At 45.3% G+C, this 25,764-nt stretch carries 20 protein-coding genes, 4 tRNA genes and 3 rRNA genes; 22 read left to right on the top strand and 5 right to left on the bottom strand.

Annotation, left to right across the window (positions count from 1 at the left end):
- Positions 1–224 precede the first annotated feature (224 nt).
- Complete coding sequence (locus J4N40_RS21915) at positions 225–1,610, top strand: TldD/PmbA family protein (protein WP_250654514.1); 1,386 nt, start codon at positions 225–227, stop codon at positions 1,608–1,610.
- A complete protein-coding gene (locus J4N40_RS21910) occupies positions 1,610–2,953 on the top strand; it encodes a TldD/PmbA family protein (RefSeq protein ID WP_238844245.1) in 1,344 nt (447 codons plus the stop codon). Before J4N40_RS21915 ends, J4N40_RS21910 begins: the two co-directional genes overlap by 1 nt.
- 77 nt (positions 2,954–3,030) lie before the next feature.
- Here J4N40_RS21910 and trmY read toward each other — a convergent pair whose 3' ends face one another.
- Positions 3,031–3,630 carry a tRNA (pseudouridine(54)-N(1))-methyltransferase TrmY gene (gene trmY / locus J4N40_RS21905; RefSeq protein ID WP_138940961.1) on the bottom strand — a complete coding sequence of 200 codons (600 nt, stop codon included), beginning with the start codon at positions 3,628–3,630 and terminating at the stop codon, positions 3,031–3,033.
- Between the two features lie 158 nt (positions 3,631–3,788).
- Between trmY and J4N40_RS21900 the strand changes: the two genes are divergently transcribed.
- The 10 genes from J4N40_RS21900 (at position 3,789) to J4N40_RS21855 (ending at position 12,518) form a co-directional block, all read left to right on the top strand.
- Positions 3,789–4,313: a DUF3087 domain-containing protein gene (locus tag J4N40_RS21900; RefSeq protein ID WP_238844247.1), complete on the top strand. Its 525-nt coding sequence runs from the start codon at positions 3,789–3,791 to the stop codon at positions 4,311–4,313.
- A gap of 481 nt (positions 4,314–4,794) precedes the next feature.
- A 16S ribosomal RNA gene (locus J4N40_RS21895) occupies positions 4,795–6,347 on the top strand.
- A gap of 89 nt (positions 6,348–6,436) precedes the next feature.
- Positions 6,437–6,512, top strand: a tRNA-Glu gene (locus tag J4N40_RS21890).
- Positions 6,513–6,514: 2 nt separating this feature from the next.
- Positions 6,515–6,590: transfer RNA gene (locus J4N40_RS21885), tRNA-Lys, on the top strand.
- Between the two features lie 28 nt (positions 6,591–6,618).
- Positions 6,619–6,694 (top strand) — tRNA-Val (locus J4N40_RS21880).
- Positions 6,695–7,053: 359 nt separating this feature from the next.
- A 23S ribosomal RNA gene (locus tag J4N40_RS21875) occupies positions 7,054–9,943 on the top strand.
- Between the two features lie 94 nt (positions 9,944–10,037).
- Positions 10,038–10,154: ribosomal RNA gene (rrf, locus tag J4N40_RS21870) — 5S ribosomal RNA — on the top strand.
- The 16S, 23S and 5S rRNA genes sit together here with 4 tRNA genes alongside, the layout of an rRNA operon.
- A gap of 99 nt (positions 10,155–10,253) precedes the next feature.
- A tRNA-Ser gene (locus J4N40_RS21865) sits at positions 10,254–10,344 on the top strand.
- Positions 10,345–10,621: 277 nt separating this feature from the next.
- A complete protein-coding gene (locus J4N40_RS21860; RefSeq protein ID WP_005374276.1) occupies positions 10,622–11,383 on the top strand; it encodes a hypothetical protein in 762 nt (253 codons plus the stop codon).
- A 103-nt stretch (positions 11,384–11,486) separates the two neighbouring features.
- Positions 11,487–12,518, top strand: coding sequence for a hypothetical protein (locus J4N40_RS21855; RefSeq protein ID WP_005374275.1), 1,032 nt, complete (start codon positions 11,487–11,489; stop codon positions 12,516–12,518).
- Positions 12,519–12,681: 163 nt separating this feature from the next.
- Here J4N40_RS21855 and J4N40_RS21850 read toward each other — a convergent pair whose 3' ends face one another.
- Positions 12,682–13,038, bottom strand: coding sequence for a YibL family ribosome-associated protein (locus J4N40_RS21850; protein WP_005374274.1), 357 nt, complete (start codon positions 13,036–13,038; stop codon positions 12,682–12,684).
- 85 nt (positions 13,039–13,123) lie between these two features.
- On the bottom strand, positions 13,124–14,119 hold the full coding sequence (locus J4N40_RS21845) for a 2-hydroxyacid dehydrogenase (RefSeq protein WP_054579202.1): 996 nt from the start codon (positions 14,117–14,119) through the stop codon (positions 13,124–13,126).
- 241 nt (positions 14,120–14,360) lie between these two features.
- Here J4N40_RS21845 and J4N40_RS21840 point away from each other — a divergent pair, with 241 nt between their 5' ends.
- Complete coding sequence (locus J4N40_RS21840; protein ID WP_017819702.1) at positions 14,361–14,843, top strand: L,D-transpeptidase family protein; 483 nt, start codon at positions 14,361–14,363, stop codon at positions 14,841–14,843.
- A gap of 35 nt (positions 14,844–14,878) precedes the next feature.
- On the opposite strand, the gene J4N40_RS21835 is transcribed toward J4N40_RS21840, so the two are convergent.
- Positions 14,879–15,589, bottom strand: coding sequence for a glycerophosphodiester phosphodiesterase family protein (locus J4N40_RS21835; protein ID WP_017819703.1), 711 nt, complete (start codon positions 15,587–15,589; stop codon positions 14,879–14,881).
- Between the two features lie 230 nt (positions 15,590–15,819).
- On the opposite strand from J4N40_RS21835, the gene J4N40_RS21830 reads away from it, so the two are divergent.
- The 9 genes from J4N40_RS21830 (at position 15,820) to J4N40_RS21790 (ending at position 25,113) form a co-directional block, all read left to right on the top strand.
- Positions 15,820–16,485, top strand: coding sequence for a response regulator transcription factor (locus J4N40_RS21830; RefSeq protein WP_005386018.1), 666 nt, complete (start codon positions 15,820–15,822; stop codon positions 16,483–16,485).
- Positions 16,485–17,858, top strand: a complete 1,374-nt coding sequence (locus J4N40_RS21825) for a sensor histidine kinase (RefSeq protein WP_054701940.1) — start codon at positions 16,485–16,487, stop codon at positions 17,856–17,858. Before J4N40_RS21830 ends, J4N40_RS21825 begins: the two co-directional genes overlap by 1 nt.
- Before the next feature lie 207 nt (positions 17,859–18,065).
- On the top strand, positions 18,066–20,159 hold the full coding sequence (locus J4N40_RS21820; RefSeq protein ID WP_042523425.1) for a TonB-dependent siderophore receptor: 2,094 nt from the start codon (positions 18,066–18,068) through the stop codon (positions 20,157–20,159).
- 74 nt (positions 20,160–20,233) lie between these two features.
- Positions 20,234–21,001: a DUF3450 domain-containing protein gene (locus tag J4N40_RS21815; protein WP_005374260.1), complete on the top strand. Its 768-nt coding sequence runs from the start codon at positions 20,234–20,236 to the stop codon at positions 20,999–21,001.
- Positions 21,002–22,369, top strand: coding sequence for a MotA/TolQ/ExbB proton channel family protein (locus J4N40_RS21810; protein ID WP_042523423.1), 1,368 nt, complete (start codon positions 21,002–21,004; stop codon positions 22,367–22,369). It begins immediately after the preceding gene.
- Entirely contained in the window at positions 22,369–22,923 is a 555-nt protein-coding gene (locus tag J4N40_RS21805) for a MotA/TolQ/ExbB proton channel family protein (protein ID WP_017819708.1), read from the top strand. Before J4N40_RS21810 ends, J4N40_RS21805 begins: the two co-directional genes overlap by 1 nt.
- A complete protein-coding gene (locus tag J4N40_RS21800; protein ID WP_005374257.1) occupies positions 22,920–23,324 on the top strand; it encodes an ExbD/TolR family protein in 405 nt (134 codons plus the stop codon). Before J4N40_RS21805 ends, J4N40_RS21800 begins: the two co-directional genes overlap by 4 nt.
- The gene (locus tag J4N40_RS21795; RefSeq protein ID WP_005374256.1) at positions 23,324–23,944 is read left to right on the top strand and encodes an energy transducer TonB; all 621 of its coding nucleotides are present in this window, start codon (positions 23,324–23,326) and stop codon (positions 23,942–23,944) included. Before J4N40_RS21800 ends, J4N40_RS21795 begins: the two co-directional genes overlap by 1 nt.
- Positions 23,941–25,113: a tetratricopeptide repeat protein gene (locus J4N40_RS21790; protein WP_017635539.1), complete on the top strand. Its 1,173-nt coding sequence runs from the start codon at positions 23,941–23,943 to the stop codon at positions 25,111–25,113. The genes J4N40_RS21795 and J4N40_RS21790 overlap by 4 nt, the downstream gene beginning before the upstream one ends.
- 66 nt (positions 25,114–25,179) lie before the next feature.
- Here the strand turns inward: J4N40_RS21790 and J4N40_RS21785 are convergent, their stop codons facing one another.
- Positions 25,180–25,668, bottom strand: coding sequence for a hypothetical protein (locus J4N40_RS21785; protein ID WP_042523421.1), 489 nt, complete (start codon positions 25,666–25,668; stop codon positions 25,180–25,182).
- Positions 25,669–25,764: the final 96 nt, after the last annotated feature.

Below are 25,764 nucleotides of genomic sequence, written 5' to 3'. Positions count from 1 at the left end.
ACTGGCAGTTCAAGACACTATCTAATAGTGAGATGTCGACATAATACGTAACGAATCGTTCTTTGACTTAGCAAGGATTAGCATAAAACAAGGTTAAAAAAGTGTTAATATTTAACGCATTGCCAATATGCTTTTGAGTCATCCAATTTAGGTTGTGACTGTTATAAACAGGGTCTAACTCAAAGGTGGGGAAGGCTAGGACGATCAACGAGCAAGGAGATTTCATGCTTAATTCTGTAACAGCGAAAGCGGTGATCGATCATGCGCTCTTTTTGGGGGCTGATTTCGCTGAACTATTCGTTGAACATCACCAAACCAACACTGTCCAGATCGCATCTGGTGAAGTGGATAAGGTTAACTCGGGTATCGATTTTGGTATCGGTATTCGTCTTTTTTTCGGTCATAAGGTGCTTTACGGTTACACCAACAGCACAGATGAAGCCGAACTAAAGCGCGTAACCTCGCTGCTTGCTGCAAAAGACAAGCGTGAGCAAATCGCGTCAGCGGGTTCTTTGAATTTGAACCGCTACCCAATCCAACATGGTTGCCGCATGCCACTAAGTAAGGATGCTAACCTAGATTCAAAAATCGCGTTTCTATTGAAAGTTGACCAAGCCGCACGTGCTGAGAGTGAGCATATCAGCCAGTTTATTGGCAGCGTGCTTCAGCGTGAACAACAAGTGTCTATCTTCAACTCAGAAGGTCTACACGTTGACGATACTCGTCATTACATCCGAGTTGCTGGTAATACCGTCGCTCAAAAAGGTAATGAGCAGTCTTCTGGTATGGAAGGTCCTGGCGCTCTTGCTGGTTGGGAATTCAGTGAACAGCTTGATGCCAAAGAGCTAGGTCAAACTATCGCGCAACAAGCGTTGGTAAAACTTGGCGCGGATGCTTGTCCATCGGGTGAAATGCCAGTGGTAATTGGTAACGGCTTTGGCGGCGTAATCTTCCACGAAGCGTGTGGTCACTTGCTAGAAACCACTTCAGTTGCGAAGAAAGCTTCAGTATTCCACGACAAGATGGGCGAAATGGTTGCTCACACCGCGGTGAACGCAGTCGATGATGGCACCATGACCAACGAATGGGGCTCGATTCACGTTGATGATGAAGGTATGAAGACTCAGCGCACTCAGTTGATCAAAGACGGTAAGCTAACCAGCTTTATGGTCGATAAAATGGGTGGCATGAAGACAGGTTACGAACCTACGGGGTCTGGTCGTCGTCAAAACTACAAGTTTGCACCAACCTCGCGTATGCGTAACACCTTTATCGAAGAAGGCGAGCATTCACTTGATGACATGCTGGCAGGCATCGAGCGTGGTATCTATGCGAAGAAGATGGGTGGTGGTTCGGTTCAACCGGGTACGGGTGAGTTTAACTTTGCTGTTCGTGAAGCTTACCTCATTGAAAATGGCAAAATCACCAAACCTCTGAAAACAGCAACGCTGATCAGCACGGGTCCAAAAGTGTTGAAAGAAATCAGCATGGTCGGCAGAGACATGGCGCTTGCGCCGGGCATGTGTGGTTCAGTAAGTGGTTCAGTACCAACAACAGTCGGTCAGCCAACGCTGAAAGTCGATAACATTCTGGTAGGAGGCGGTAACTAATGAGCCAAGAACAACAACTTCTTAATGCGGTTGATTACGTCCTATCAGAAGCAAAACGCCAAGGTGCAGAAGCGGACGTTATTGTAAACCGCAACAGCAGCTTTTCTCTGAAAGCGAACCAAGGAAAGCTGGATGAGTACAAAGTAAGCTCAAGTCAAGTTCTGGGTGTTCGTGTTGTGAAAGATGCGCGTGTTGCAACAAGCTATTCTGAGTCGTTAGAGCAACCAAGCTTGGATTTGATGCTGACCAACGCACTGCAAAGCGCTCGCTTTTCCAAGCAAGATGAACATCAGACGATTAGTTGCGTGAACAGCCAAATCACGACTGATGTTGCTGAGATTGTGCAAGAAGATACCACTTCTGTTGACGAAAAAATCGAACTGTCTCTCGCACTTGAGCAAGGCGTAGTGGCTCTGCCTCACGCTTCTAGCGCACCTTACAATGGTTACAGCGATGGCGAAACACAACTGATCATTGCCAATACTCAAGGCACATTGTGTCAACACTTCGAGCGCTCGTTCACTTGTTACGCGTATACCTTGTTTGAAAAAGACGGCAAACAGTCAATGGCGGGTAGAATGTCACTGGGTCGCCGTTTTGATGAGTTGAATCCAGCTTACTGTATAGAAGGTGGCTACAACCTTGCTCGTGATCTTCTGGAAGGCGCTCCGGTTGCGACAGGTAACTACCCTGCTATTTTCCACATCAATGCGCTAGCAAGTTTATTCGGTGCTTTCGGCAGTGCTTTCTCTGGCGTAAGCGCGATGAAAGGCATTACGCCACTGGGTGACAAGCTTGGTCAACGTGTTGCGAGTGATTTAATTACCTTTACTGATACGGCTTACATGCCAAATGGTACGGCAATCGCGAGTTTTGATAGTGAAGGCTTCGCTACTCAAGATAATGTCATGATTGCTAATGGTGAGTTGAAAACCTTGCTACACAACAGCCAGACCGCAAGTTACTTGGGCGCAGTCTCGACAGCAAGTGCCGCTCGCGGTGCAAAATCGAGCCTAGACGTATCAGCGAATCACAAAGTGATTGCGACAGGTAACAGCAGTGCGTCAGAAGTAAAAGCGGGTGAGTACCTAGAGTTAGTCGAACTTCAAGGTGTCCATTCTGGTGCGGATGCAGTGAGTGGTGATTTCTCATTTGGTGCGAGTGGCTTCTTGTGCCGTGATGGTGAGCGCGTTCAACCAGTGCGTGGTATCACTGTAGCGGGTAACTTCTACAAGATGCTGCAAGAAGTTGAGGCAGTGGGTGATACTCAGCTAATTAACGATAGCCGAACTTTCTTCTCGCCAGACGTTCGTTTTGCTCGTTTGAGCATTGGTGGTAAGTAAACTTAGCATTACTATAGAAACAAAAAGAGGACTCAATGGAGTCCTCTTTCTTTTATCGAATGATTAACTCGCGAGAATTAAAATTCGCGAATGTCCAACTCATTGTGGATCAATACCACACACTGAGAAGCGAAAAGCATCTTAGGACCTAAGCTGATTTTCTCTGTGCCAAGGCGCTTCAAGCTGTTAAAAGACTTCTTCGGCATCGGAATATGGTCAGTTAGCAAGAAACATGGGTTTCCACCGATTTCTGCATCACGAACAAATTCGCCTTTTTTATCCAACATATATAGTTGGTGATCTTCTGCCAGTTCTTGCACTAGGCGTTCAAAACTGACGGTACGAACGGTGATACCAGGTTCGACTTCACGAAGTTGCTCTTTGCCCATACCAACCGAAGTATCCAAAGCGCGAGCAACTGCTGCAATCAAGGTTGACTCATGGAAGCCGCCAATGTTGGTGATGTCGTTAGAGCGAATAGTAATGGTGCGTGAGAAATCTTTTGTGCTTTCTAAAACCAAGTGAACAACCACATCTTCACGGTGTGATTGAGCAACGAACATAGTGTTCATCATGGTATGAGCAAGAATCTCTGTATGCGCTTCATTACCAACACCTTCTAACAGTGCTTTGCTGGTGGTTGGCGCCGCGCGAGCTCGTAAAACAAAAGAGCGCATGAATTTAGCCTCTATATAGGAAGAGTGAATGCGCGGAAGTATATACCCAAGCAGGGAAGGGATGCGAGTTTAATAGCAAATGTGAACTTACTTACAAAGCTTCGATTGTCGTGCGGAGTGAGCTGGTTAAAATAGAGGTAACCTGTTAGGGGCGGTATATGGAAATCAAACAGATAAATAAAGACATTTATAAAAAGAAAGTAAACCTTGTGATTGGCGGTTTTGTTGCGTTGCTCGCCATCTCCTCTCTTGCCTTTAGTACCTTGCTGATTGTTTTGTTTGGCAACACTGAAGTCGTACCAGAACAATCAACGGGCAATTTCCATTGGAATTTGATTGGTGTCGTTCTCGCAGTTGCAACTTCCCTCTCTTTATTGAATCAAATTAAAACTCGACCATACATGGAAGAAGTGCTGTACGTTTGGAAACTCAAGCAACTGCACAACAAGATCTTTCGTAAACTAAAAAGTATTAAAGCAGCCGCGAGCAATGATGATGTAAAAGCGCTCACTACGCTTAAGTTCTATTACACAACGCAACAACAAGTGTTTGAGTTAGACAACAACACACTGACGATGAGCAGTGTAAATAAAGAATTGGAGGCTATCGAGCAAATCGAAGCGGCGCAATCACTGAGTCTCGATATCACAGGCTTTGAAGAGTCTTGGCTAGACACATATTGATTGCCTATTTGCTACTTGAAGTTAACAACTGAGTGCTAAAAATAAGCGTTTGAGTGAGATTTAATCATTCGACGCTTTTTTTGAATTTTTTTCTGAAAAGGGGTTGCCAAGAAAAATCATCTCCCTATAATGCGCCTCCGTTGTCAGGGCAAAGCGGAAACGTAAAAGCGGTTGGCAACAAGGCGAAAGAAAACTTCTAAAAATTAATTTAAAAAGTGTTTGACACTGAAAATTATTTCCTTAGAATACGCCTCCGCTTCGATAGCAAAGCTTACGAAGCAAGCTCTTTAACAATATAGACCTATCAATCTGTGTGGGCACTCGTTGATGATAATCCAATTAGAAGCTTCGGCTTCAAATTAGGTTTCAATGAAACGAAGTGACCATTGAATCGAAAGATTCAGCACAGTCAATTCAAACATTACTTCTGCTATTTATTAGCGAAAGAAATGTTCAGTATTCATTGAGCCGACAAAATCTTAAATTGAAGAGTTTGATCATGGCTCAGATTGAACGCTGGCGGCAGGCTTAACACATGCAAGTCGAGCGGAAACGAGTTATCTGAACCTTCGGGGAACGATAACGGCGTCGAGCGGCGGACGGGTGAGTAATGCCTAGGAAATTGCCCTGATGTGGGGGATAACCATTGGAAACGATGGCTAATACCGCATGATGCCTACGGGCCAAAGAGGGGGACCTTCGGGCCTCTCGCGTCAGGATATGCCTAGGTGGGATTAGCTAGTTGGTGAGGTAAGGGCTCACCAAGGCGACGATCCCTAGCTGGTCTGAGAGGATGATCAGCCACACTGGAACTGAGACACGGTCCAGACTCCTACGGGAGGCAGCAGTGGGGAATATTGCACAATGGGCGCAAGCCTGATGCAGCCATGCCGCGTGTGTGAAGAAGGCCTTCGGGTTGTAAAGCACTTTCAGTCGTGAGGAAGGTGGTGTAGTTAATAGCTGCATCATTTGACGTTAGCGACAGAAGAAGCACCGGCTAACTCCGTGCCAGCAGCCGCGGTAATACGGAGGGTGCGAGCGTTAATCGGAATTACTGGGCGTAAAGCGCATGCAGGTGGTTTGTTAAGTCAGATGTGAAAGCCCGGGGCTCAACCTCGGAATAGCATTTGAAACTGGCAGACTAGAGTACTGTAGAGGGGGGTAGAATTTCAGGTGTAGCGGTGAAATGCGTAGAGATCTGAAGGAATACCGGTGGCGAAGGCGGCCCCCTGGACAGATACTGACACTCAGATGCGAAAGCGTGGGGAGCAAACAGGATTAGATACCCTGGTAGTCCACGCCGTAAACGATGTCTACTTGGAGGTTGTGGCCTTGAGCCGTGGCTTTCGGAGCTAACGCGTTAAGTAGACCGCCTGGGGAGTACGGTCGCAAGATTAAAACTCAAATGAATTGACGGGGGCCCGCACAAGCGGTGGAGCATGTGGTTTAATTCGATGCAACGCGAAGAACCTTACCTACTCTTGACATCCAGAGAACTTTCCAGAGATGGATTGGTGCCTTCGGGAACTCTGAGACAGGTGCTGCATGGCTGTCGTCAGCTCGTGTTGTGAAATGTTGGGTTAAGTCCCGCAACGAGCGCAACCCTTATCCTTGTTTGCCAGCGAGTAATGTCGGGAACTCCAGGGAGACTGCCGGTGATAAACCGGAGGAAGGTGGGGACGACGTCAAGTCATCATGGCCCTTACGAGTAGGGCTACACACGTGCTACAATGGCGCATACAGAGGGCAGCCAACTTGCGAAAGTGAGCGAATCCCAAAAAGTGCGTCGTAGTCCGGATTGGAGTCTGCAACTCGACTCCATGAAGTCGGAATCGCTAGTAATCGTGGATCAGAATGCCACGGTGAATACGTTCCCGGGCCTTGTACACACCGCCCGTCACACCATGGGAGTGGGCTGCAAAAGAAGTAGGTAGTTTAACCTTCGGGGGGACGCTTACCACTTTGTGGTTCATGACTGGGGTGAAGTCGTAACAAGGTAGCGCTAGGGGAACCTGGCGCTGGATCACCTCCTTATACGATGATTATTGCGATGAGTGTTCACACAGATTGATACGGTTTATGAAGTTTAAGAGATAGAACATCCCCCAAGATGTTCACTTAGTGTCCCGTTCGTCTAGAGGCCTAGGACACCGCCCTTTCACGGCGGTAACAGGGGTTCGACTCCCCTACGGGATACCATTGGGTCGTTAGCTCAGTTGGTAGAGCAGTTGACTTTTAATCAATTGGTCGCAGGTTCGAATCCTGCACGACCCACCATTTCCTTCCACGGAAATCAAAACAATGTGGGCGATTAGCTCAGTTGGGAGAGCACCTGCCTTACAAGCAGGGGGTCACTGGTTCGAGCCCGGTATCGCCCACCATTCTCTAAGTATTTTTGGAATAAAACGTCCAAACCAGAACAAGCAATTGATACTGGTTGGTGTTTTTGACTCTGAAAGTCTTTAGAAAATGTAACTTCCTTGTGAAGCAACATAGCTCTTTAACAATTTGGAAAGCTGACAAAACAAACTTTTAAGTTTGTTTGTAAAGTTCTCAATGTTTATCGAAAGATAAACACCAAAAAACACATTCAAGTGTTCTTGGCTTTTTGTTTTCATTTTTTCTAAAAATGAAGGTAAAGAGATGAGTCCGGCAAAATCGATATGTCTCTCGCTCATTCAAATAATGAGAGACAACTTTGGTGATTTGAACATCAACTCGAAACTCCTTCGGGTTGTATGGTTAAGTGACTAAGCGTACACGGTGGATGCCTTGGCAGTCAGAGGCGATGAAGGACGTATTAACTTGCGATAAGCCCAGATTAGGTAGTAAAAACCATTTGAGTCTGGGATTTCCGAATGGGGAAACCCAATACCATAAGGTATTACTGTTGAGTGAATACATAGCTCAACAGGGCGAACCGGGGGAACTGAAACATCTAAGTACCCCGAGGAAAAGAAATCAACCGAGATTCCGAAAGTAGCGGCGAGCGAAATTGGACTAGCCCTTAAGCTTTACACGCGTTAGACGAACAGCCTGGAAAGGCCGACGATACAGGGTGATAGTCCCGTAGTTGACGACGTGTGTTCAGTGAAATCGAGTAGGGCGGGACACGTGATATCCTGTCTGAATATGGGGGGACCATCCTCCAAGGCTAAATACTACTGACTGACCGATAGTGAACCAGTACCGTGAGGGAAAGGCGAAAAGAACCCCTGTGAGGGGAGTGAAATAGAACCTGAAACCGTGTACGTACAAGCAGTAGGAGCAGGCTTGTCCTGTGACTGCGTACCTTTTGTATAATGGGTCAGCGACTTATATTCAGTGGCAAGGTTAACCATCTAGGGGAGCCGTAGGGAAACCGAGTCTTAACTGGGCGTTCAGTCTCTGGATATAGACCCGAAACCAGGTGATCTAGCCATGGGCAGGTTGAAGGTTGAGTAACATCAACTGGAGGACCGAACCGACTAATGTTGAAAAATTAGCGGATGACTTGTGGCTAGGGGTGAAAGGCCAATCAAACCTGGAGATAGCTGGTTCTCCCCGAAAGCTATTTAGGTAGCGCCTCGGACGAATACTACTGGGGGTAGAGCACTGTTAAGGCTAGGGGGTCATCCCGACTTACCAACCCTTTGCAAACTCCGAATACCAGTAAGTACTATCCGGGAGACACACGGCGGGTGCTAACGTCCGTCGTGGAGAGGGAAACAACCCAGACCGCCAGCTAAGGTCCCAAATTACTACTAAGTGGGAAACGATGTGGGAAGGCTCAGACAGCCAGGATGTTGGCTTAGAAGCAGCCATCATTTAAAGAAAGCGTAATAGCTCACTGGTCGAGTCGGCCTGCGCGGAAGATGTAACGGGGCTAAGTAGTAAACCGAAGCTGCGGCAATGCACTTTAGTGCATTGGGTAGGGGAGCGTTCTGTAAGCGGTTGAAGGTGTGTGGTAACGCATGCTGGACGTATCAGAAGTGCGAATGCTGACATGAGTAACGATAAAGGGGGTGAAAAACCTCCTCGCCGGAAGACCAAGGGTTCCTGTCCAACGTTAATCGGGGCAGGGTAAGTCGACCCCTAAGGCGAGGCCGAAAGGCGTAGTCGATGGGAAACGGGTTAATATTCCCGTACTTCTTACAATTGCGATGGGGGGACGGAGAAGGCTAGGTGGGCCTGGCGACGGTTGTCCAGGTTCAAGTGCGTAGGCTGAGAAATTAGGTAAATCCGGTTTCTCTTAAGGCTGAGACACGACGTCGAGCATCTACGGATGTGAAGTCATTGATGCCATGCTTCCAGGAAAAGCCTCTAAGCTTCAGATTGTAAGGAATCGTACCCCAAACCGACACAGGTGGTCGGGTAGAGAATACCAAGGCGCTTGAGAGAACTCGGGTGAAGGAACTAGGCAAAATGGTACCGTAACTTCGGGAGAAGGTACGCTCTCGACGGTGAAGTCCCTCGCGGATGGAGCTATTGAGAGTCGCAGATACCAGGTGGCTGCAACTGTTTATTAAAAACACAGCACTGTGCAAAATCGCAAGATGACGTATACGGTGTGACGCCTGCCCGGTGCCGGAAGGTTAATTGATGGGGTTAGACTTCGGTCGAAGCTCTTGATCGAAGCCCCGGTAAACGGCGGCCGTAACTATAACGGTCCTAAGGTAGCGAAATTCCTTGTCGGGTAAGTTCCGACCTGCACGAATGGCGTAATGATGGCCACGCTGTCTCCACCCGAGACTCAGTGAAATTGAAATCGCTGTGAAGATGCAGTGTACCCGCGGCTAGACGGAAAGACCCCGTGAACCTTTACTACAGCTTGGCACTGAACATTGACCCTACATGTGTAGGATAGGTGGGAGGCTTTGAAGCGCAGTCGCTAGATTGCGTGGAGCCGTCCTTGAAATACCACCCTTGTAGTGTTGATGTTCTAACGTCGACCCCTTATCGGGGTTGCGGACAGTGCCTGGTGGGTAGTTTGACTGGGGCGGTCTCCTCCCAAAGCGTAACGGAGGAGCACGAAGGTGGGCTAATCACGGTTGGACATCGTGAGGTTAGTGCAATGGCATAAGCCCGCTTGACTGCGAGAATGACAATTCGAGCAGGTGCGAAAGCAGGTCATAGTGATCCGGTGGTTCTGAATGGAAGGGCCATCGCTCAACGGATAAAAGGTACTCCGGGGATAACAGGCTGATACCGCCCAAGAGTTCATATCGACGGCGGTGTTTGGCACCTCGATGTCGGCTCATCACATCCTGGGGCTGAAGTCGGTCCCAAGGGTATGGCTGTTCGCCATTTAAAGTGGTACGCGAGCTGGGTTTAGAACGTCGTGAGACAGTTCGGTCCCTATCTGCCGTGGGCGTTGGAGAATTGAAAGGGGCTGCTCCTAGTACGAGAGGACCGGAGTGGACGAACCTCTGGTGTTCGGGTTGTGTCGCCAGACGCATTGCCCGGTAGCTAAGTTCGGGATCGATAACCGCTGAAAGCATCTAAGCGGGAAGCGAGCCTTGAGATGAGTTCTCCCTGATACTTTAAGTATCCTAAAGGGTTGTCGTAGACTACGACGTTGATAGGCAGGGTGTGTAAGCGTTGTGAGGCGTTGAGCTAACCTGTACTAATTGCCCGTGAGGCTTAACCATACAACACCCAAGGGGTTTTGATGGACTCAATGTAAGAACATTGAATGTGTAAGAACGAGAATTAAAAAAACAGCTTTCCGAATTAAAGAATTTGCTTGGCGACCATAGCGTTTTGGACCCACCTGATTTCCATGCCGAACTCAGAAGTGAAACGAAATAGCGTCGATGGTAGTGTGGGGCTTCCCCATGTGAGAGTAGAACATCGCCAGGCTTTAAACATCGCTTTCAAGTTCTCTTTAATTGAGATAACTGAAGGCAAAACTAAAAATTAGCATCAATAGTATAAGACTAAGTTTTAGTGACAATTTGTGGAGAGATGGCTGAGTGGTTGAAAGCACCGGTCTTGAAAACCGGCATACGTTAATAGCGTATCTAGGGTTCAAATCCCTATCTCTCCGCCACTTTTAAAAAAACCGCTGTTCTTACAGCGGTTTTTTTGTATCTGCTGTTTTTTAACCGCTGTTATCGAAACTTCTAATTGATTTTTCTCTAGCTCTTTCTCCAAGTTTTTGCGTACCTACTTTGGGTTTAGTTTACGCAGTAATACCTTCAATCGAAGACATTTCCATACGTCTCATTTGGGCTTCAAATAGAGCTTTCTTAAGTCTCAACGTGGGATGCTTAAACGCATTTTGATAGAGTTCCAGTCTAAATACTGCGGATGCACTTGGAGAAAAAATGAAGCTACTTTACTGGTTAGATGAATGGCAAGCTCTTACTCAACAAGAACAAGAGATGGCTTTACCTATCTCTGGCTACGATTTACTTGATGATGTGTTTGTGAAGTATGAACTCGTCGATCTTAACAAGCCATTGTTGTTTACATTTTCTCCTTCCGGTACTGATGTGCAGGTACAAGATTTAACTCCGGATTTTTCTCCTTGGGGCTACGAGCTCGGAATACAACAACAAGTAAACATTATTGCCTTTCAACATTTAGGACAAAGTAATTGGTTCCGTAGTCGGAATTTGATTTTCTTTCTGGAGCAGCTATCTGAGTTGCTTCATCCCTTCAAATGTCGTTTGGGTTATGGGCAAAGTCGAGGTGGCTTTGCAATTGGCGCGTTCGCTAACTTGCTGAAACTAGAACATCTTTTGTTGTTTTATCCTGTTAGCACTAAAAATAAAGCGTTAGTGCCTTGGGATGATCGGCCGAGTACTGAGCTTGCTCAGCAGTTTGCTTGGGAAAGCGGCTACCATGATCGAGATTTGGGCAATGCCAAAGGTTATATTATTTATGACCCATCCAATCGCATTGATCGTCTTCATGCTGAACGTTATCCAGAGCTTACCCATTTAAAAGTCGTCGGTATGGGACACGGCACTCAATCCACACAATTAGATAAATTAGAATTTTTTAATCTGGTGGCGCAGGAGTTTGTTCGCCATCAAACCTTAGATATTGACCAATTTAATAAGCAAATTCACGCTTTGTTTTAAAAGAGGACTGATATCAGAGTCCCCTGTAACCAGGGGGAGATGATCACACACTAAAAACTAGATTTTTAACACAATTGCTAGGCGCAATTTAGATGGAGGATTAATGAAGTTACTGTACTGGTTGGATGAATGGCTGGCTCTTTCTCGTGAAGAACAGCAAACCAGGCTACCGATGTCCGGGGAGGACTTACTTGATGATGTATTTGTTAAGTATGAGTTTGTCGACCGCAATAAACCGTTGTTGTTCACCTTTTCCCCTGCTGGTACGAATCTACAAGTACAGGACTTACACTCAGACTTTGCGCCTTGGGGTTATCGCTTAGCCCAGAAACAAAAAGTAAATATTATTTCATTTCAGCATCTTGGGAAAAGTAACTGGTTTCGCAGCCGTAATTTGATTTTCTTTCTAGAGCAACTGTCGACTTTACTTGAGCCCTTTGAATGTCGTTTAGGCTATGGACTTAGCCGCGGTGGTTTTGCTATTGGTGCCTTTTCTAATCTATTAAAGTTGGATCAAGTATTGATGTTTCACCCGGTCAGCACAAAAAACAAAGTTTTGGTGCCATGGGATGATAGGCCAAGTACTGAACTTGCCCAACAATTTGATTGGGAAGGAAAGTATCACGACCTCGACCTTGGCGATGCAAAAGGCTATATCATTTATGATCCAACTAATGAAATCGACCGCCTTCACGCCAAACGCTACCCAGAGCTCACTCACTTAAGAGTCTTCGGGATGGGACATGGTACCCACGCGACGTATTTGAATAAATTCGGTTTTTATAAGCAAGTGGCCGTAGACTTTATACGTTATCAGAAGATAGATATAGCGCAGTTTCGTCATCAGACCAAAACGCTGCGCTTAAAAGAAGATTACTATCAGTGCCTTAACAAGGCGAATGCGAGCTCACAGCATCGTTTAAACTTACTGAGCACCGCTCATAATGTACTAATTGAAGAAAAGAAAGAACATGTGAAGGAGCATCAAGCGCAAATCGATATTCAGCCACTTGTTGATATTGCACTTAAGCATGAGTATGACAACCCGCAAGATGCGGTACAGCTTTTGGAAGTCGCTCAGCAGTTGGTTCCGAATGATCCCGTTGTGGAGCACAAGTTGCAGCAACTGTCGTAACGTTGAGATGTAATGCGGACGATATTGGTCGAAATAGGTCAGTGGCTTTTGTCGCTGGCCTTTTTAATAGCTTATGGATTGATATTTCGATGAAATCTAATGAAGCAGTACAAAATAAAAAGCCCAAGCAAATGCTTAGGCTCCATAAATGTTAATGCGAGTTTTAAAACTCTTTTGGCGCAAAGCCTGTCATCACATCAAGGCGAAGTTCTTTACCAACTTTTGTTAATGGGTGAACGATTACTAAGCCGCGTACGCGTTTTTTTAGTTTGCCTATGTCCGCTTGTTCTGCTTTGGTGATTTCACGAGAGAAAGGCATATCAAGTAAGCTTTTACGTTCTTTGTTCAGCTCATAGTTTTGCTTGTGCTTTAACTGGTTAAGCTTTTTGGTCAGCTGTTCTACTTCATCCGTGAACTTTGTAATCATTTCGTGATCACCACGAGAACGTGCCGCATCAAGTTTACGTTGGCATGTATCTAAACGGTTGTGCAGCTTTTGAATATCAGTTTTTATGCTCATGGTAATTTGGCTCAAATTTTAAATAGTCGAGGAGTATAGCATAGCTGAGATCACACGCTCTACTATACTTCTCGATTGTCTGGCTTTAGTTAATCAGTTCATTGCCCGATACGTTACCAGAGAAAAAGGCTTCGACGTTATCAAGCGTCACAGAGGCAATATTATTAAGTGCTTCGTGAGTCAAGAATGCTTGGTGGCCAGTAAACAGCACGTTATGACAAGCCGATAAACGGCGGAAAACATCATCTACAATGACATCGTTAGATTTATCTTGGAAGAATAAGTCTTTTTCATTGTCATACACGTCTAGGCCAAGCGCACCAATCTTACCTTGTTTCAACGCTTCTATCGCCGCTAGTGAATCTAGCAACTCGCCTCGACTGGTGTTAATGATCATTACACCATCTTTCATTTGCGCGAAGGCTTTTTCGTTCAATAAGTGATAGTTTTCTTCACTCATTGGACAATGGAGAGAGATAATATCCGCATTAGCGTAGATTTCTTCAAGCGAACAGTAACGGGCTCCCATTTCTAGCGCTAATGGGTTTTCGTAGGGGTCGTAGCAAAGCAGTTCCATGCCAAGCCCTTTGAAGATACGCATCGTCGCGATACCAATCTTACCCGTACCAATAACACCAACGGTTTTTCCGAAAAAGTTAAAGCCAACAAGACCCTCTAGCGAGAAGTTGGCGTCACGTGTGCGTTGGTAGGCCTTGTGAAGACGGCGGTTTAGGCACATCATTAAACCAACCGTGTGCTCTGCCACTGCTTCTGGTGAGTAAGCAGGAACTCGAACCACTTGTAAGCCTAGTTCTTTGGCTGCTTGTTGATCAACTTTATCATATCCCGCGCAGCGCATAGCAATAAGCTTGGTCCCGCCCAGAGAAAGCTGTTTAAGGACAGGAGCTGAAAGATCATCATTAACAAACGCACATACGACATCACTGCCGTGCGCCATCTTGGCTGTTTTTTCGGTTAGTCGGAAGTCGTGATAGTGAAATTCAAAATCGCGGTTATTTTTAATTTTATTAAAAGAGGCTTCGTCGTAGGATTTTGCACTAAAAAAAGCAATGTTAATCATGGTTCCCTCTCAAAAAGTGCGGACTTTATAAATAAATATGCTTATAAAGTAATGCAACTTAGCCGCAATGAATAGAGAAATCTTCTCTTTGACTTTTGTTGTATCAAATAACGATAAGAAGTACGCCTTTCAGCGAGTCTATCTTATGGTTCCGCATTAGATACTGTTTGCTTTACGAGCATTAACTGACTAGCATTATCGCTCTTTTCTTGTTCACTTTATTAGCTTAGGCGTTACGACAATGTCAGTAAAATGGTGCTCTATGTTCTTGTGTTGTGTGTTTGCTTCTGGCACTCACGCAGCTGTTGACCTCGTTAAAGTCGACAAGTCTAAGCGTCGAATGTATTTGATGGAACAAGGAGCAGTGCTAAAAGAATACCGAATTGCTTTAGGAGCGAACCCTCAAGGACATAAACAAGAAGAGGGAGACAATCGCACACCAGAGGGCGAATACACTCTAGATTATGTTATAGAGGACTCTGCTTTTTATCGTTCTGTGCATATCAGTTACCCTGATGCGATTGATACGTTGGAAGCGAAGCGCCGAGGTGTGTCCCCTGGAGGGAACATCAAAATTCATGGCTTAAAAAACGGTGAGAGTCAGTTGCCGATTTACATCCAAAGTTTTGATTGGACTAATGGGTGTATTGCGATTACCAACGAGGAGATGGACGAATTTATCCAGCTTGTCGAGATGGGGACACCAATTCAGATTGAGTGGTAACAAAAGGTCCCCTTTAATGTTCTGGCTCTTATAGGCTATGGCATAAAGCGCTGTGGATGATCACTAAAAATACCGTCTAACTGAGGCAGGTATTTCAGTTTATTTGGATTGTTCACCGTATAGCACATCACTTTGTAACCGGCTTGTTGGAGTTTGTTTATCTGGCGAGTACGAACCCAGTTAATATTTAGGTTGCAGCTATAGGCACTAACTTCTTCCAAAAGGCGTTTATCTTTTCTCGTAAAGAATTCACTTAACACACCCAATCGGTAGCCACTGCAGTATTTGTGCATCGCTCTAATGACGTCATGACTAAAGCTCGATAGGAGTACATTCTCTTGCGGCATTGGACTTTTTGTTAACGCATTGGCGAGAGTCTGCGCCACTTCTTCCGCTGGATGGTTGTCTACTTTAACTTCGATATTCAAGTTAAGCTTATTCTCAGTAGCTAAAGTGAGCAGTTCATCTAGTGTCACGATCTTCTCGCCTGAAAAGTCTGTGCTAAACCAACTACCGAAATCTAATGCTTTTAAGTCTTCCAGGGTGAGCTCATCAACACGCCCTTGTCCATTGCTGCATCGATTGACGGTATGATCATGGCAAACCACTAAAACATTATCTTTGGTAGGCTGTATATCCACTTCCACCCACTTCAACCCCAGGTCAATGGCTGCCTGAATGCTTATTTTTGTATTCTCAGGGTATGAACCTGCCACGCCACGGTGACCAATTAATAACGTTTCCATTCGCTTTATCTTTTGCTTTGCGGTTGCCTGATTGTACTCGTTTTTTCTATGAAGATATATCTAGGTGCATATTGTTAGGAACCTTTAGTACAAGTGAACATTAAACTCTAATAGTACGTTGCTGCTTCTTGGACTGAGTCCTGTGGACTTAAAGCCTTAGAGTGTGTAGTTGTTTAATTGGTAAATGAGTAATAAAATGCGAACCATTTTTATTTGAATGGTGAATGGTAATGTCACGAGTTTTGATAGTCGATGATGACGTTCCTTTGTGTGAGCTGTTAGAAGCGGTTTTGCAAGAGGAGGGCTACATCGTATCTTCTGTGCATTGCGGTGAAAGTGCGCTGCAATATATGGAAAAAACGCCTGTAGATCTTGTATTGCTTGATGTCATGTTACCAAACCTTAACGGCATGCAAGTTGCTCGTAGGATCTGTCAGCGCTTCGCGACACCTATTCTAATGCTTACCGCTCTCAACGATGAAAACTCGATGCTTGATGGTTACCAAGCGGGGGCCGATCAGTATATCGGAAAGCCCTTTAATGTCGCTGAGCTTCTAATGCGCATCAAAGCGATTCTTCGTCGTGTTGGCTTGGAACGTCAACGTCAGACGATGTGTAGTACCGTTCAAACGATCAGCGACCAGCTTAATAGCTTACCCCTCACAAGTACGGAAGCTGAACTATTGAGCTACTTGGTAAAAAACCAAGGAGTCGTGATTTCAAAAGCAGAGCTTCAAACTGAAGTGTTAAAGAAAGAGCTGAGTCCTTTTGATCGCAACCTTGATATGCACATCAGTAACATACGTCGCAAGTTAGTTGAAGCGGGGCTTTCCAAGCAACATATCAAAACCTTCCGTGGCAAAGGTTACAGTTATTTAGAGGCTGTAAACCGTTAATGAAGCTCCGATGTCCACCTTTTATTGCAAAACGTAAAGATAGCTTAGCGTTCAAGTTATTTAGTTGCATGACCGCAATTGTCATTAGTATTTTGGTCGTGCAATCCTTAGCGGAACAAGCTCTGGTGAAAGCCATGTTGAAAGTGCCCGATAGTGTGCGAGAAGAAATGCTAGACCTTGCACATCAAGCCAATGTATTGATTGAGCACGGAGACATGGACGAACTTGCTGACTGGGCAAATGCGCAAAACTTTTATTTATTTGTGTTGAATGAACATCAGCAACCAGTTACGCACCGTCTGATGCATCCGCACTTCGAGTTCAAACTTCAATTTAAGAGAAGCATTGATGATCAACTTGAGGGGAAAGTGAATCGCCCCATCATCAATATTCCTTTAGTTCATGGCAATACTTTAGTGATTCAATTGCCACATCGACTGCACCCTGCAAATGACTTCATTCTGTATTTCTCTATTCTCAAAGTCGTGATTGCAGTGGTTATTTTGGCGCTCTTTTCGCTGCTAATGGCACGTAACTTACAGCAACCATTGGATCGATTGAGAGAAGCAAGCAAAAAGCTATCTAATGGCGATTTTAATGTCAGTGTCGTGAAAGAGCTGAAGTCGAGCACGCGTGAGTTTAACGAGTTAGCGCAAGATTTCGATCACATGACGCAACAGATTCATTCTCTCGCTGAAAAGCAGCGACTGCTTATAAGAGATGTCTCTCACGAATTGAGAACGCCGTTAGCGAGGCAGAACTTGGTTCTGCATCTTTTGCGAAAGCGTGTTGGAGAAAGTGAGCAAAGTCTAGTGACAAGGCTAGAAGATGAAGCAAAAGAGCTAAACCATTTGATCAGCGATATATTGGAGTTCAGTCGCTTGGAAAATGCGCGTTTCGACAAAGCCACGAAACGCTGTGATTTAGAAGTTTTGGTCTCCCCGCAAGTAGAGCGTTGCAAAATAGATTTGAAGTCAGAACAGACGTTGTCTTTCCGCTCAGAAGCTGTATGTGCTAAAGCTTTTTGTGAAGAAACGCTCGTCATTCGTTGTTTGAACAATCTTATTGGTAATGCCATTAAATATTCAGGACAAGCATCTCAGATAGAAGTTTCTCTGGAAAATTATGTCAAAGAAGGGCAGCAGTTCACCACCATGTCAGTATCTGATGATGGGCCTGGTATTCCAGATAACAAGCTGGTCGATATTTTTGATCCGTTTACGCGCTTAGATGCTTCTAGAGATAAAAAGCTTGGTGGCTACGGTTTAGGTCTTGCGATTGTCAAAGAATCCATGCGTATTATGGGTGGAGCAGTTACGGCGAAAAACCGTGAGCAAGGTGGTCTGAGGGTTACTTTAGTGTTCAAGCAATAAGTATGATTAAGTCGTAATTTTTGTGATTAATATCACATTATCATGGCGCATCATCAGAGAGTACTTTACAAAAGTTTGCAAATGCAAAGAATGTAAATTTAATGCAAATGGTAATACTTATCACTTATATTCACCCGCGAAATAATTAAGAGGGAATCGCATTCAACAAGTATGTGACCCGAAAAATAATAATCGGAGTGAAAGGATATGTTTACTAAGAGCCATTTGGCGTTAGTGATCGGTGCAGTGTTAGCAACACCTGCAGTGGCGGAAGTTCAAACAGACGAACATGTAGTTGTAGAAGGTCGAGAGTTCGGCTACAAGGCAGATACAAACAGTACAGCAATGCGCATGGAAATGACGCAGCTGGAAACGCCGGGACAAGTAGCGGTTATCGATGAAACGGTAATTGATGAGCAGCGTGCAAGTACACTTGGTGAAGTGCTACGTAACGATGCAAGTGTTAGCGCGGGTGGTACAAGCCGTAACCGCGAACGTTTCTCTCTACGTGGTTTTGAACTTAGCAGTTCAGACGGTTTTCTTCGTGATGGTCGTCAACACTGGTCACACTACCGTCAGCCAATTGAGCTTTTAGAGCGTGTTGAAGTGCTTAAAGGTCCATCAGGTCTGCTATACGGTAAATCTGAGCCGGGTGGTTTGGTAAACATGGTTTCGAAAAAACCAACAACTCAAACACAAGCAAGTTTGAGTCAAGATCTAGGTTCGAATGATCACTCACGCACTGTGCTTGATGTGAGTGGCGCGCTAAATGATGCAGAGACACTGCGTGCGCGCGCAATTTTTGCCAAAGAAAGCTACGGCTCTTGGCGCAGATACGGCGATGGTACAGAGCCAGAAACGGATCGTACGGTAGCGGGCCTAGTGGTTGAGTACGACATCACCGACAACTTTATGGTGTCAGCGCATTACGATCGCACGAAAGACGATGGTAGCGTAGACTCTGGCGCATACATTGTTGATGGCAAAGCGGTTCGCGGTGATAAGTACATTTGGGATGCGCAGTGGTCTGAAATTGATAACGAAGTAGAAAACTACGGTGTCGATATTAATGCGCAAGTCACGGATAACGTGAACGTAAAAGCAGGTTACAACCGCCAAGACTTTAAGCGTTTTGATGTAGAGTCTTACCCTAAGTTTGATCAGTATGAAGAGTTAAATACGATTAAGCATCGAGGCAACGATCGCTCCGATAATTGGGTATTTGATACTGCATATATAGATGTGACGACGGACTTTACTTTGTTCGGTACGGAAAACACGTTGTTAGTGGGCGCTAACTACTTGGATTACAGTTATGATCGCTTTATGGCATTTCATAATGAGGCGAGTATTGCGCCAGGAGAAACGGTGCCTAAGCCTAGCTATAGTAGTTCGAGGAAATCACCAACAGCTGAGTACGATACTTGGGGTATCTACGCGCAAAATATGATGACGATTAATGATTACTGGCAAGTGCTTGCAGGTGTTCGTTATGACGAAAAGCGCGATGATGAACTGACCGAAAACCAAGTTTCTCCAAAGTTAGGTGTGATATTCCACCCATCGACGAATGGCTCGGTTTACGTTCAGTATTCTGAAAGCTTCATGCCTCAAGGTGAAGTCAGCAACGGTAGTCGTACCTACATCAATGAAGGTGAGAAACTCGACGCTGAGCGTGGTATCTCTTATGAAATCGGTACGAAGTGGGAACTGTTTGATCAGCGTTTATTTGTATCTGGTGCTGTGTTTGATATCACGTTAGAGAACATCTCGCTGGATGTTGAAAGCGGCAAAGACGCGGGCGGCAATCTCCTACACAAGAAAACGCAAGGTGGTGAGCAAGTTCATAAAGGCGCTGAGTTAATGGCTCAAGGTTTTGTGACCCCAGAGTTGTCGCTAACCGCTTCTGCAATGTATTTGGATGCAGAGCTTAAGAAGGCAGAAAGATATGAAGGTAACCGCCCTGTAGACGTGCCAGAGTTCTCGGCAAGTCTATGGTCTAGCTACAAGGTTCAAGACAACACTAACTTAAACCTTGGTTTGATTTATGAAGGTGATCGCTACGGTGATGCAAAGAACACCTTCAAGAAAGATGGCTACGCTCGCGTTGATATGGGCGTGTCATACAAACATAAGTACGATGAAAACTTGGATATCATTGCTCGATTCAATGTCGAGAATTTATTCGATACCGACTACTTCGCAGGTGGTGGTAGCACGAATGGCGAGCAAAAAGGTGCGAGTGGGGTTGTGGTTGGAGAAAGCCGCAACTACATGGCAACAATCCAGTTCAAGTACTGATAACAATTTGATTATTAAAGGGGAAGGGTAGTCTTCCCCTTTGGTCGTTTTTGGAACACAGAAATATAACTCGTATGAATCTAATGAAATCAAGTATCGCTCTGTTGATATCATCGGTTTTGATTCCCGCTCACGCGGCGAACTTAAACGATGCACAAGCTGTGCAGAGTAAAACAAACCAGTCGTCGGCGGTAAGCCAAAAACGTATTGATGCAAGCGCAGAAAAATCACTTACTCTAGAAGCTGAAATTGAGCAGCTGCAAGAAGAAGTCGGTAACTTGAAGATTTATCGCGATCATCTTGCAAGCCTTGTTGAGAGCCAAAATCAAGAAGTTGATAGCTTGAACGAGCAAATTGAACAGATTGCTCAAACTCGTCAAGGTGTCGTGCCTTTAATGTATCACATGCTTGAGGGCTTAAAAGTGCTCGTCGCTAACGACAAGCCTATACGCAAAGCGCAACGTGAGGAGCGAATTGCAAAGCTGGATTCCATGATGACGCGTGCAGACGTTGCGGATGCAGAGAAGTTTCGTCGTATTTTAGAAGCGTACCAAATTGAAATGGATTACGGCACCAAGCTTGGCGTTTACCAAGGCAAGATTAACCTGGGTGACAATGAAGCTGTGGAGGCGGACATTCTCTATTTAGGGCGTTTGTCTTTGGTAGCGCGTAGCTTATCTGGTGACACATTTTGGAGCTGGTCACAGCAACAACAAGCATGGCAACAAGTGGGTTCTGAGCAAAAATCAGAGCTAGACAAAGCGTTCGCTATGGCGAATAAACAGATCGCGCCGAGCATGTTAACTCTACCAGTGTCGTTAACCGCTGCGGAGGGCAAATAAATGATGAAAAAATGGTTATCGGTTGCATTAATCTCGACAGCCGCATTAATGCCTTATACAACTTTTGCTAGTGATGCGTTGTTACAAAAGGCGCAGCAAGAAAATCGTCAACAGCAATCGCACAATGTCGCGCGTGAATCAGGTTTTAAGCAAACAGAGCAAGACCTACAGGCTATAAAGAATAAATTGGTGGCAGAGCGTGCTGCTCTTCAAGCAGAGGCGGACTCATTAAGTGTTACCTTCGGTGAAAATGAAGCAGAACTGGCACAGCTAGAAGAAAAGTTGCGTCTAGAAACCGGGAGCCTAGGTGAGTTATTTGGCGTCGTTCGCCAGAACGCAAAAGAGCTAGAGTCTGAGCTAAAAAGCTCAGTAACCGGTGTAGATGCAAACTCATATCAGAAAGATATCGATGCTATTGTTGCGGCTAAATCACTGCCAACGTTGACCCAACTTCAGGCGATGTGGCGCAGCATGGAAGAACAAATCAAAGCAAGCGGTGAAATGGCAAACGTCTCTTTCACACTGCTAAATGGCGAGGGTCGTGAACAAACGGTTAGTGGTGTTCGTCTTGGTTCTATGGCGCTGCTGGATGACACTGGCTACGTTAAGTGGAATGGTCAACGCGGAGATGCGGTAAACTATCTTCGTCAGCCTGAAAGCGGTCCAACAGCGAATACTATTTCCTCTGGTGACATTGATGCGCTTGTCATAGATCCGTCACGTGGCATTCTTCTTGAGCAGCTCGCAAACTCACCGACTTTGGCTGATCGCCTAAATGCGGGTGGCGTTGTCGGCAAAATCATCCTTGGTTTATTGGCTATCGGCCTATTGATTGCGCTCGTACGTGGTGCATCTCTGATGATTTCGCGCCAGAAAATCATGAAGCAACTGAAAACCCCAGCGCAGCCAGGAAACAACCCTTTGGGTCGCGTGCTTGCGGTATACCAGAAAGACAAGCATCGCAGCGTAGAAGCGTTAGAACTACGTCTTTTGGAAGCCGTTGTTGATGAGCAAACCCACCTAGAAAAAGGGTTGTCGATGCTTAAGCTTCTTGCTGCTCTAGCTCCTATGCTTGGCCTACTAGGCACGGTAACGGGTATGATCGAAACCTTCCAAGTCATCACTCAATTTGGTAATGGTGATCCGAAAGTAATGGCGGGTGGCATTTCGATGGCACTTGTGACTACCGTACTTGGCCTTGTTTCAGCCATGCCTTTGCTATTAGCGCACAACGTATTGAGCTCTCAAGCAGAAAATATTCGCAGTATCTTAGAAAAACAAGGCATCGGTTTAGTTGCAGAACAAGCTGAGCGTGATATGCCGAATAACAAAAGTCACTCTAACACCTTAGCGGAGAACGCAGCGTAATGGAGCAGATCCTACTCAGCACATTGGGTTTGATCAGTGAGGATTGGGCCACAACCTTGATGAGCTTTATGCAGCAAGGTGGTCAAATCCTATGGTGGCTGGCCGCCGTCGTGGCGGTGTGCTGGCTGTTGGTTATGGAGCGAGTTATTTATCTCACAACGGTTTTCCCTGGGGTAAAAAAACAGCTTTGTGAGCAGTGGCACGCAAGATCAGAGCACCACTCTTGGTACGCGCATCAAATCCGTGAAGGATGGATTGCAAAAGCGCAAATCGAACTACGCCAAAACCTATCGACTATTAAGCTACTTGTGGCGGTTTGCCCAATGCTAGGGTTGTTAGGGACGGTGACAGGCATGATTACGGTGTTTGACGTAATGGCATCGCAAGGCAGCAGCAATCCGAAATTGATGGCTTCTGGTATCTCACTTGCTACGCTGCCAACCATGGCAGGTATGGTAGCAGCGCTTGCGGGCATGTTTATTCATGCTCGCCTTAGCAAAGTGTGTGAACGAAAAGCTATCCAGTTAGAACAATCTTTAAGGAGTCAAAAGTGAGACTCGGACGCAGACCTAACCAACAAGATGAAGCTCAAGTCGATTTAACCTCGATGCTTGATATCGTCTTCATCATGTTGATCTTCTTCATTGTGACCAGTTCGTTTGTACGTGAATCCGGTGTAGAAGTGAATCGCCCCCAGGCTTCTAATGTAGTAAGTCAAAAAGACGCGGGCATTTTTATCGCAGTAACGGCAGCGAATGATGTGTACATTGACAAACGAGTGGTTGATATTGAGCGTGTTGAGGCCTCTATTGAGCACCTGTTACTTGATCAACCTGATGCCTCGTTAGTTATCCAAGCTGACGAGCATGCTTACAATGGCACTGTCGTGAAAGTGATGGACGCTGCAAAGGCGGCGGGTGTGAAGAACATTGCATTGGCGGCGGAGAAACCTTAATGGGCAGGCTGTTACTTGCACTACCAGCATCACTGTTAATTTCTGTGAGCTTGTTTAGCTTTATGGCGTGGATGGTTGATAAAGGCAACCAGCGTGCACCAGAAGCTTCAGAAGCCGTTCGTTTTGATATGGTGATGGTAGAGAATGAAGCAGACGTGCAGCGTCGTCAACGTTCAGTGCCGGAGCAACCAGAACCACCTCAAGCGCCGGAGCCAATGGATCTGTCTCAAGCTGACACTCAAATGGAACCAATGAGTCAGATGACGCCAGTCAGTGCTTTAGGTTTAAACACAGCCCTTGAAGGCATCGCGATTAGCGCCCCAAACTTGAAGGGAACAATGGGCAACCAGCAAGCACTGCCGTTGTATCGTGTTGATCCTCGTTATCCAAGTAAGGCGCTGAAACGTAGAGTGGAAGGTTATGTCATTATGCGTTTCACGATCGATGCAACTGGACGACCAAAAGATATTGAAGTGATCGAGGCTGAGCCCGAGCGCATGTTTGAAAGGGAAGCAATCCGTGCGCTTAAAAAATGGAAGTATCAGCCAAAAGTTGAGGATGGTGTGTCAATTGAGCAGTTCGGACAAACCGCTAAAGTGGAGTTCAAGTTAGCCAAATGATGAAAAAATTCTTAATCGGTACGGTATTAAGCCTGAGTGCACTCTCAACCATTGCCAGTGAGTTAAGCCAATACACCGCAGCGAGAGTTCAACGAGCACACAACTTGGCTCAAGAGGAGAAACTAAAAGAAGCGATTTCATCTCTTGAAGCTATGGAGCTTTCTCGTGGATATGACCAAGCTTATGTCGCTCGAATGTTGGGTATTTTTTACTGGCAGAACGAGCAAACTCAAGCGGCGATTAAGCAACTTGAGTTGGCAGTCAATAGTGGTTTGCTACAAGATGAGCAAGCATGGCAAACCCGAAAAATGTTGGCTGATATACTGCTGAACGAGCAACGTTTTTCTAAGGCTTTACCTCATTACTATGCCTTGAGCAAAAACATTCCTAAAGGTCAAAAAGCGCATGAACTATGGCTGCGTATTTCCCAATCTCATTATCAACTGAGTCAGTGGCAAAAAGTGCTTTCAGCAATGGCTCGTTATGAGAAGTTTGGTCAGCCAGACAAGCTTGGCGCATTGTCGATAAAGCTTTCTGCTGAGCTAGAACTGAAAAAGTGGAAGCCGGCAATCTCGACCATCAAACGCTTAATAGTGATTGAACCTGAGCGAATTGAATGGTGGCGTCAGCTTGTTGCTCTATACCTACGGGTTGATGACAACAAACGTGCCCTAGACTCTTTGGCGTTGGCAAAACTGAAAGGGTTACAACTTAGCCAAGATGACTTAAAGCTGCTGGCACAATTGTACGCGAAACGAGGTATTCCTGAGAGAGCTGCGTTGGTGATGAACGAGCTAGAGGATGTAAACTCGAATAGTAAGCTAAAAGCTCAGCAAGCAACGTATTGGCAAATGGCAAAAGAGTGGGAAGAGTCTATTGATAGCTGGCGTATTGCAGCTCAGCTAGATAGGCAGTATTACTGGAACTATTCTCAACTGTTGGTGCAAGAAGGCCATTATAAAGATGCCATTGCCGCGCTCGATAAGGTCAGAGGTCGTAAAGCGGATGTTGCACTTATCAAAACTCGCGCTTACTACAAACTTAAGCGGTTTGACGATGCGCTCGCTAATGCCAAAAGAGCGAATGAGATTAAGCCATCGAATCAGGCAAAGAGTTGGGTTAAGTATCTATCACAGCTACGCAAAGTAGAATCGACGCAGAACTCATAGCGAACATTTTTATTAAATACCCGAGCTCAGTCTCGGGTATTTTTTGTCTAAAGTCATAAAGGCTATTTATTGTATGAGCTTTTCATAAAAAGCTAATGCATCAAATGGTCGGGAGAAAAAAGGGCTTTTCTCTATATATTCTTGATGTACCTTGCTCAGTGTTTCAAACTTTTCTCTCGATGTAGGTTCGATATGAAAAGTTAGGCTTTCAGTCGATTCTACAAGCTTTAATGTTGAGGTTCTTGAAGCGTTATTTTTTGCTATTAATAGATAATATGCTAGCTCTTGCTTCTCTTTTAATACACAAGCCTCAAAAGCTTTCTCGCTTAAAAACGGCAGAACAGGAGTTAATGCTTCTATATGCTTCTTTGAATACTCTAGGGTTTGTTTGTCAGGTGTATTCTGGTCTGCCATAGATTCGCACAGCTTTATCTTAGCACCATAATTATCGATAGATTGGCTTACGTTGTTAAACAAACTGGCTTCAAACTTTTCACTTGCGAAAGTGACACTTGAGAAAAGTGATAAGAGAATTATTCCAACATTCTTGTTCATATTTTTCCTTCTGAACTACACCATAACGTTTGGCTAGCATCAGAAAATCTTCTCTATCTAACCCTACACTAACTTCTTAGCTTACCTTTTTTATCT

Source organism: Vibrio sp. SCSIO 43097, assembly GCF_023650755.1.
Lineage (GTDB): Bacteria > Pseudomonadota > Gammaproteobacteria > Enterobacterales > Vibrionaceae > Vibrio > Vibrio alginolyticus.
Note: the sequence above shows the minus strand (reverse complement) of the source record. Positions and strands in the feature narration are given on the sequence as shown.

Coding starts and splice junctions, on each gene's coding strand:
- J4N40_RS21915 (WP_250654514.1), top strand. CDS start 225: ATGCTTAATTCTGTAACAGCGAAAGCGGTGATCGATCATGCGCTCTTT.
- J4N40_RS21910 (WP_238844245.1), top strand. CDS start 1,610: ATGAGCCAAGAACAACAACTTCTTAATGCGGTTGATTACGTCCTATCA.
- trmY (WP_138940961.1), bottom strand. CDS start 3,630: ATGCGCTCTTTTGTTTTACGAGCTCGCGCGGCGCCAACCACCAGCAAA.
- J4N40_RS21900 (WP_238844247.1), top strand. CDS start 3,789: ATGGAAATCAAACAGATAAATAAAGACATTTATAAAAAGAAAGTAAAC.
- J4N40_RS21860 (WP_005374276.1), top strand. CDS start 10,622: ATGAAGCTACTTTACTGGTTAGATGAATGGCAAGCTCTTACTCAACAA.
- J4N40_RS21855 (WP_005374275.1), top strand. CDS start 11,487: ATGAAGTTACTGTACTGGTTGGATGAATGGCTGGCTCTTTCTCGTGAA.
- J4N40_RS21850 (WP_005374274.1), bottom strand. CDS start 13,038: ATGAGCATAAAAACTGATATTCAAAAGCTGCACAACCGTTTAGATACA.
- J4N40_RS21845 (WP_054579202.1), bottom strand. CDS start 14,119: ATGATTAACATTGCTTTTTTTAGTGCAAAATCCTACGACGAAGCCTCT.
- J4N40_RS21840 (WP_017819702.1), top strand. CDS start 14,361: ATGTCAGTAAAATGGTGCTCTATGTTCTTGTGTTGTGTGTTTGCTTCT.
- J4N40_RS21835 (WP_017819703.1), bottom strand. CDS start 15,589: ATGGAAACGTTATTAATTGGTCACCGTGGCGTGGCAGGTTCATACCCT.
- J4N40_RS21830 (WP_005386018.1), top strand. CDS start 15,820: ATGTCACGAGTTTTGATAGTCGATGATGACGTTCCTTTGTGTGAGCTG.
- J4N40_RS21825 (WP_054701940.1), top strand. CDS start 16,485: ATGAAGCTCCGATGTCCACCTTTTATTGCAAAACGTAAAGATAGCTTA.
- J4N40_RS21820 (WP_042523425.1), top strand. CDS start 18,066: ATGTTTACTAAGAGCCATTTGGCGTTAGTGATCGGTGCAGTGTTAGCA.
- J4N40_RS21815 (WP_005374260.1), top strand. CDS start 20,234: ATGAATCTAATGAAATCAAGTATCGCTCTGTTGATATCATCGGTTTTG.
- J4N40_RS21810 (WP_042523423.1), top strand. CDS start 21,002: ATGATGAAAAAATGGTTATCGGTTGCATTAATCTCGACAGCCGCATTA.
- J4N40_RS21805 (WP_017819708.1), top strand. CDS start 22,369: ATGGAGCAGATCCTACTCAGCACATTGGGTTTGATCAGTGAGGATTGG.
- J4N40_RS21795 (WP_005374256.1), top strand. CDS start 23,324: ATGGGCAGGCTGTTACTTGCACTACCAGCATCACTGTTAATTTCTGTG.
- J4N40_RS21790 (WP_017635539.1), top strand. CDS start 23,941: ATGATGAAAAAATTCTTAATCGGTACGGTATTAAGCCTGAGTGCACTC.
- J4N40_RS21785 (WP_042523421.1), bottom strand. CDS start 25,668: ATGAACAAGAATGTTGGAATAATTCTCTTATCACTTTTCTCAAGTGTC.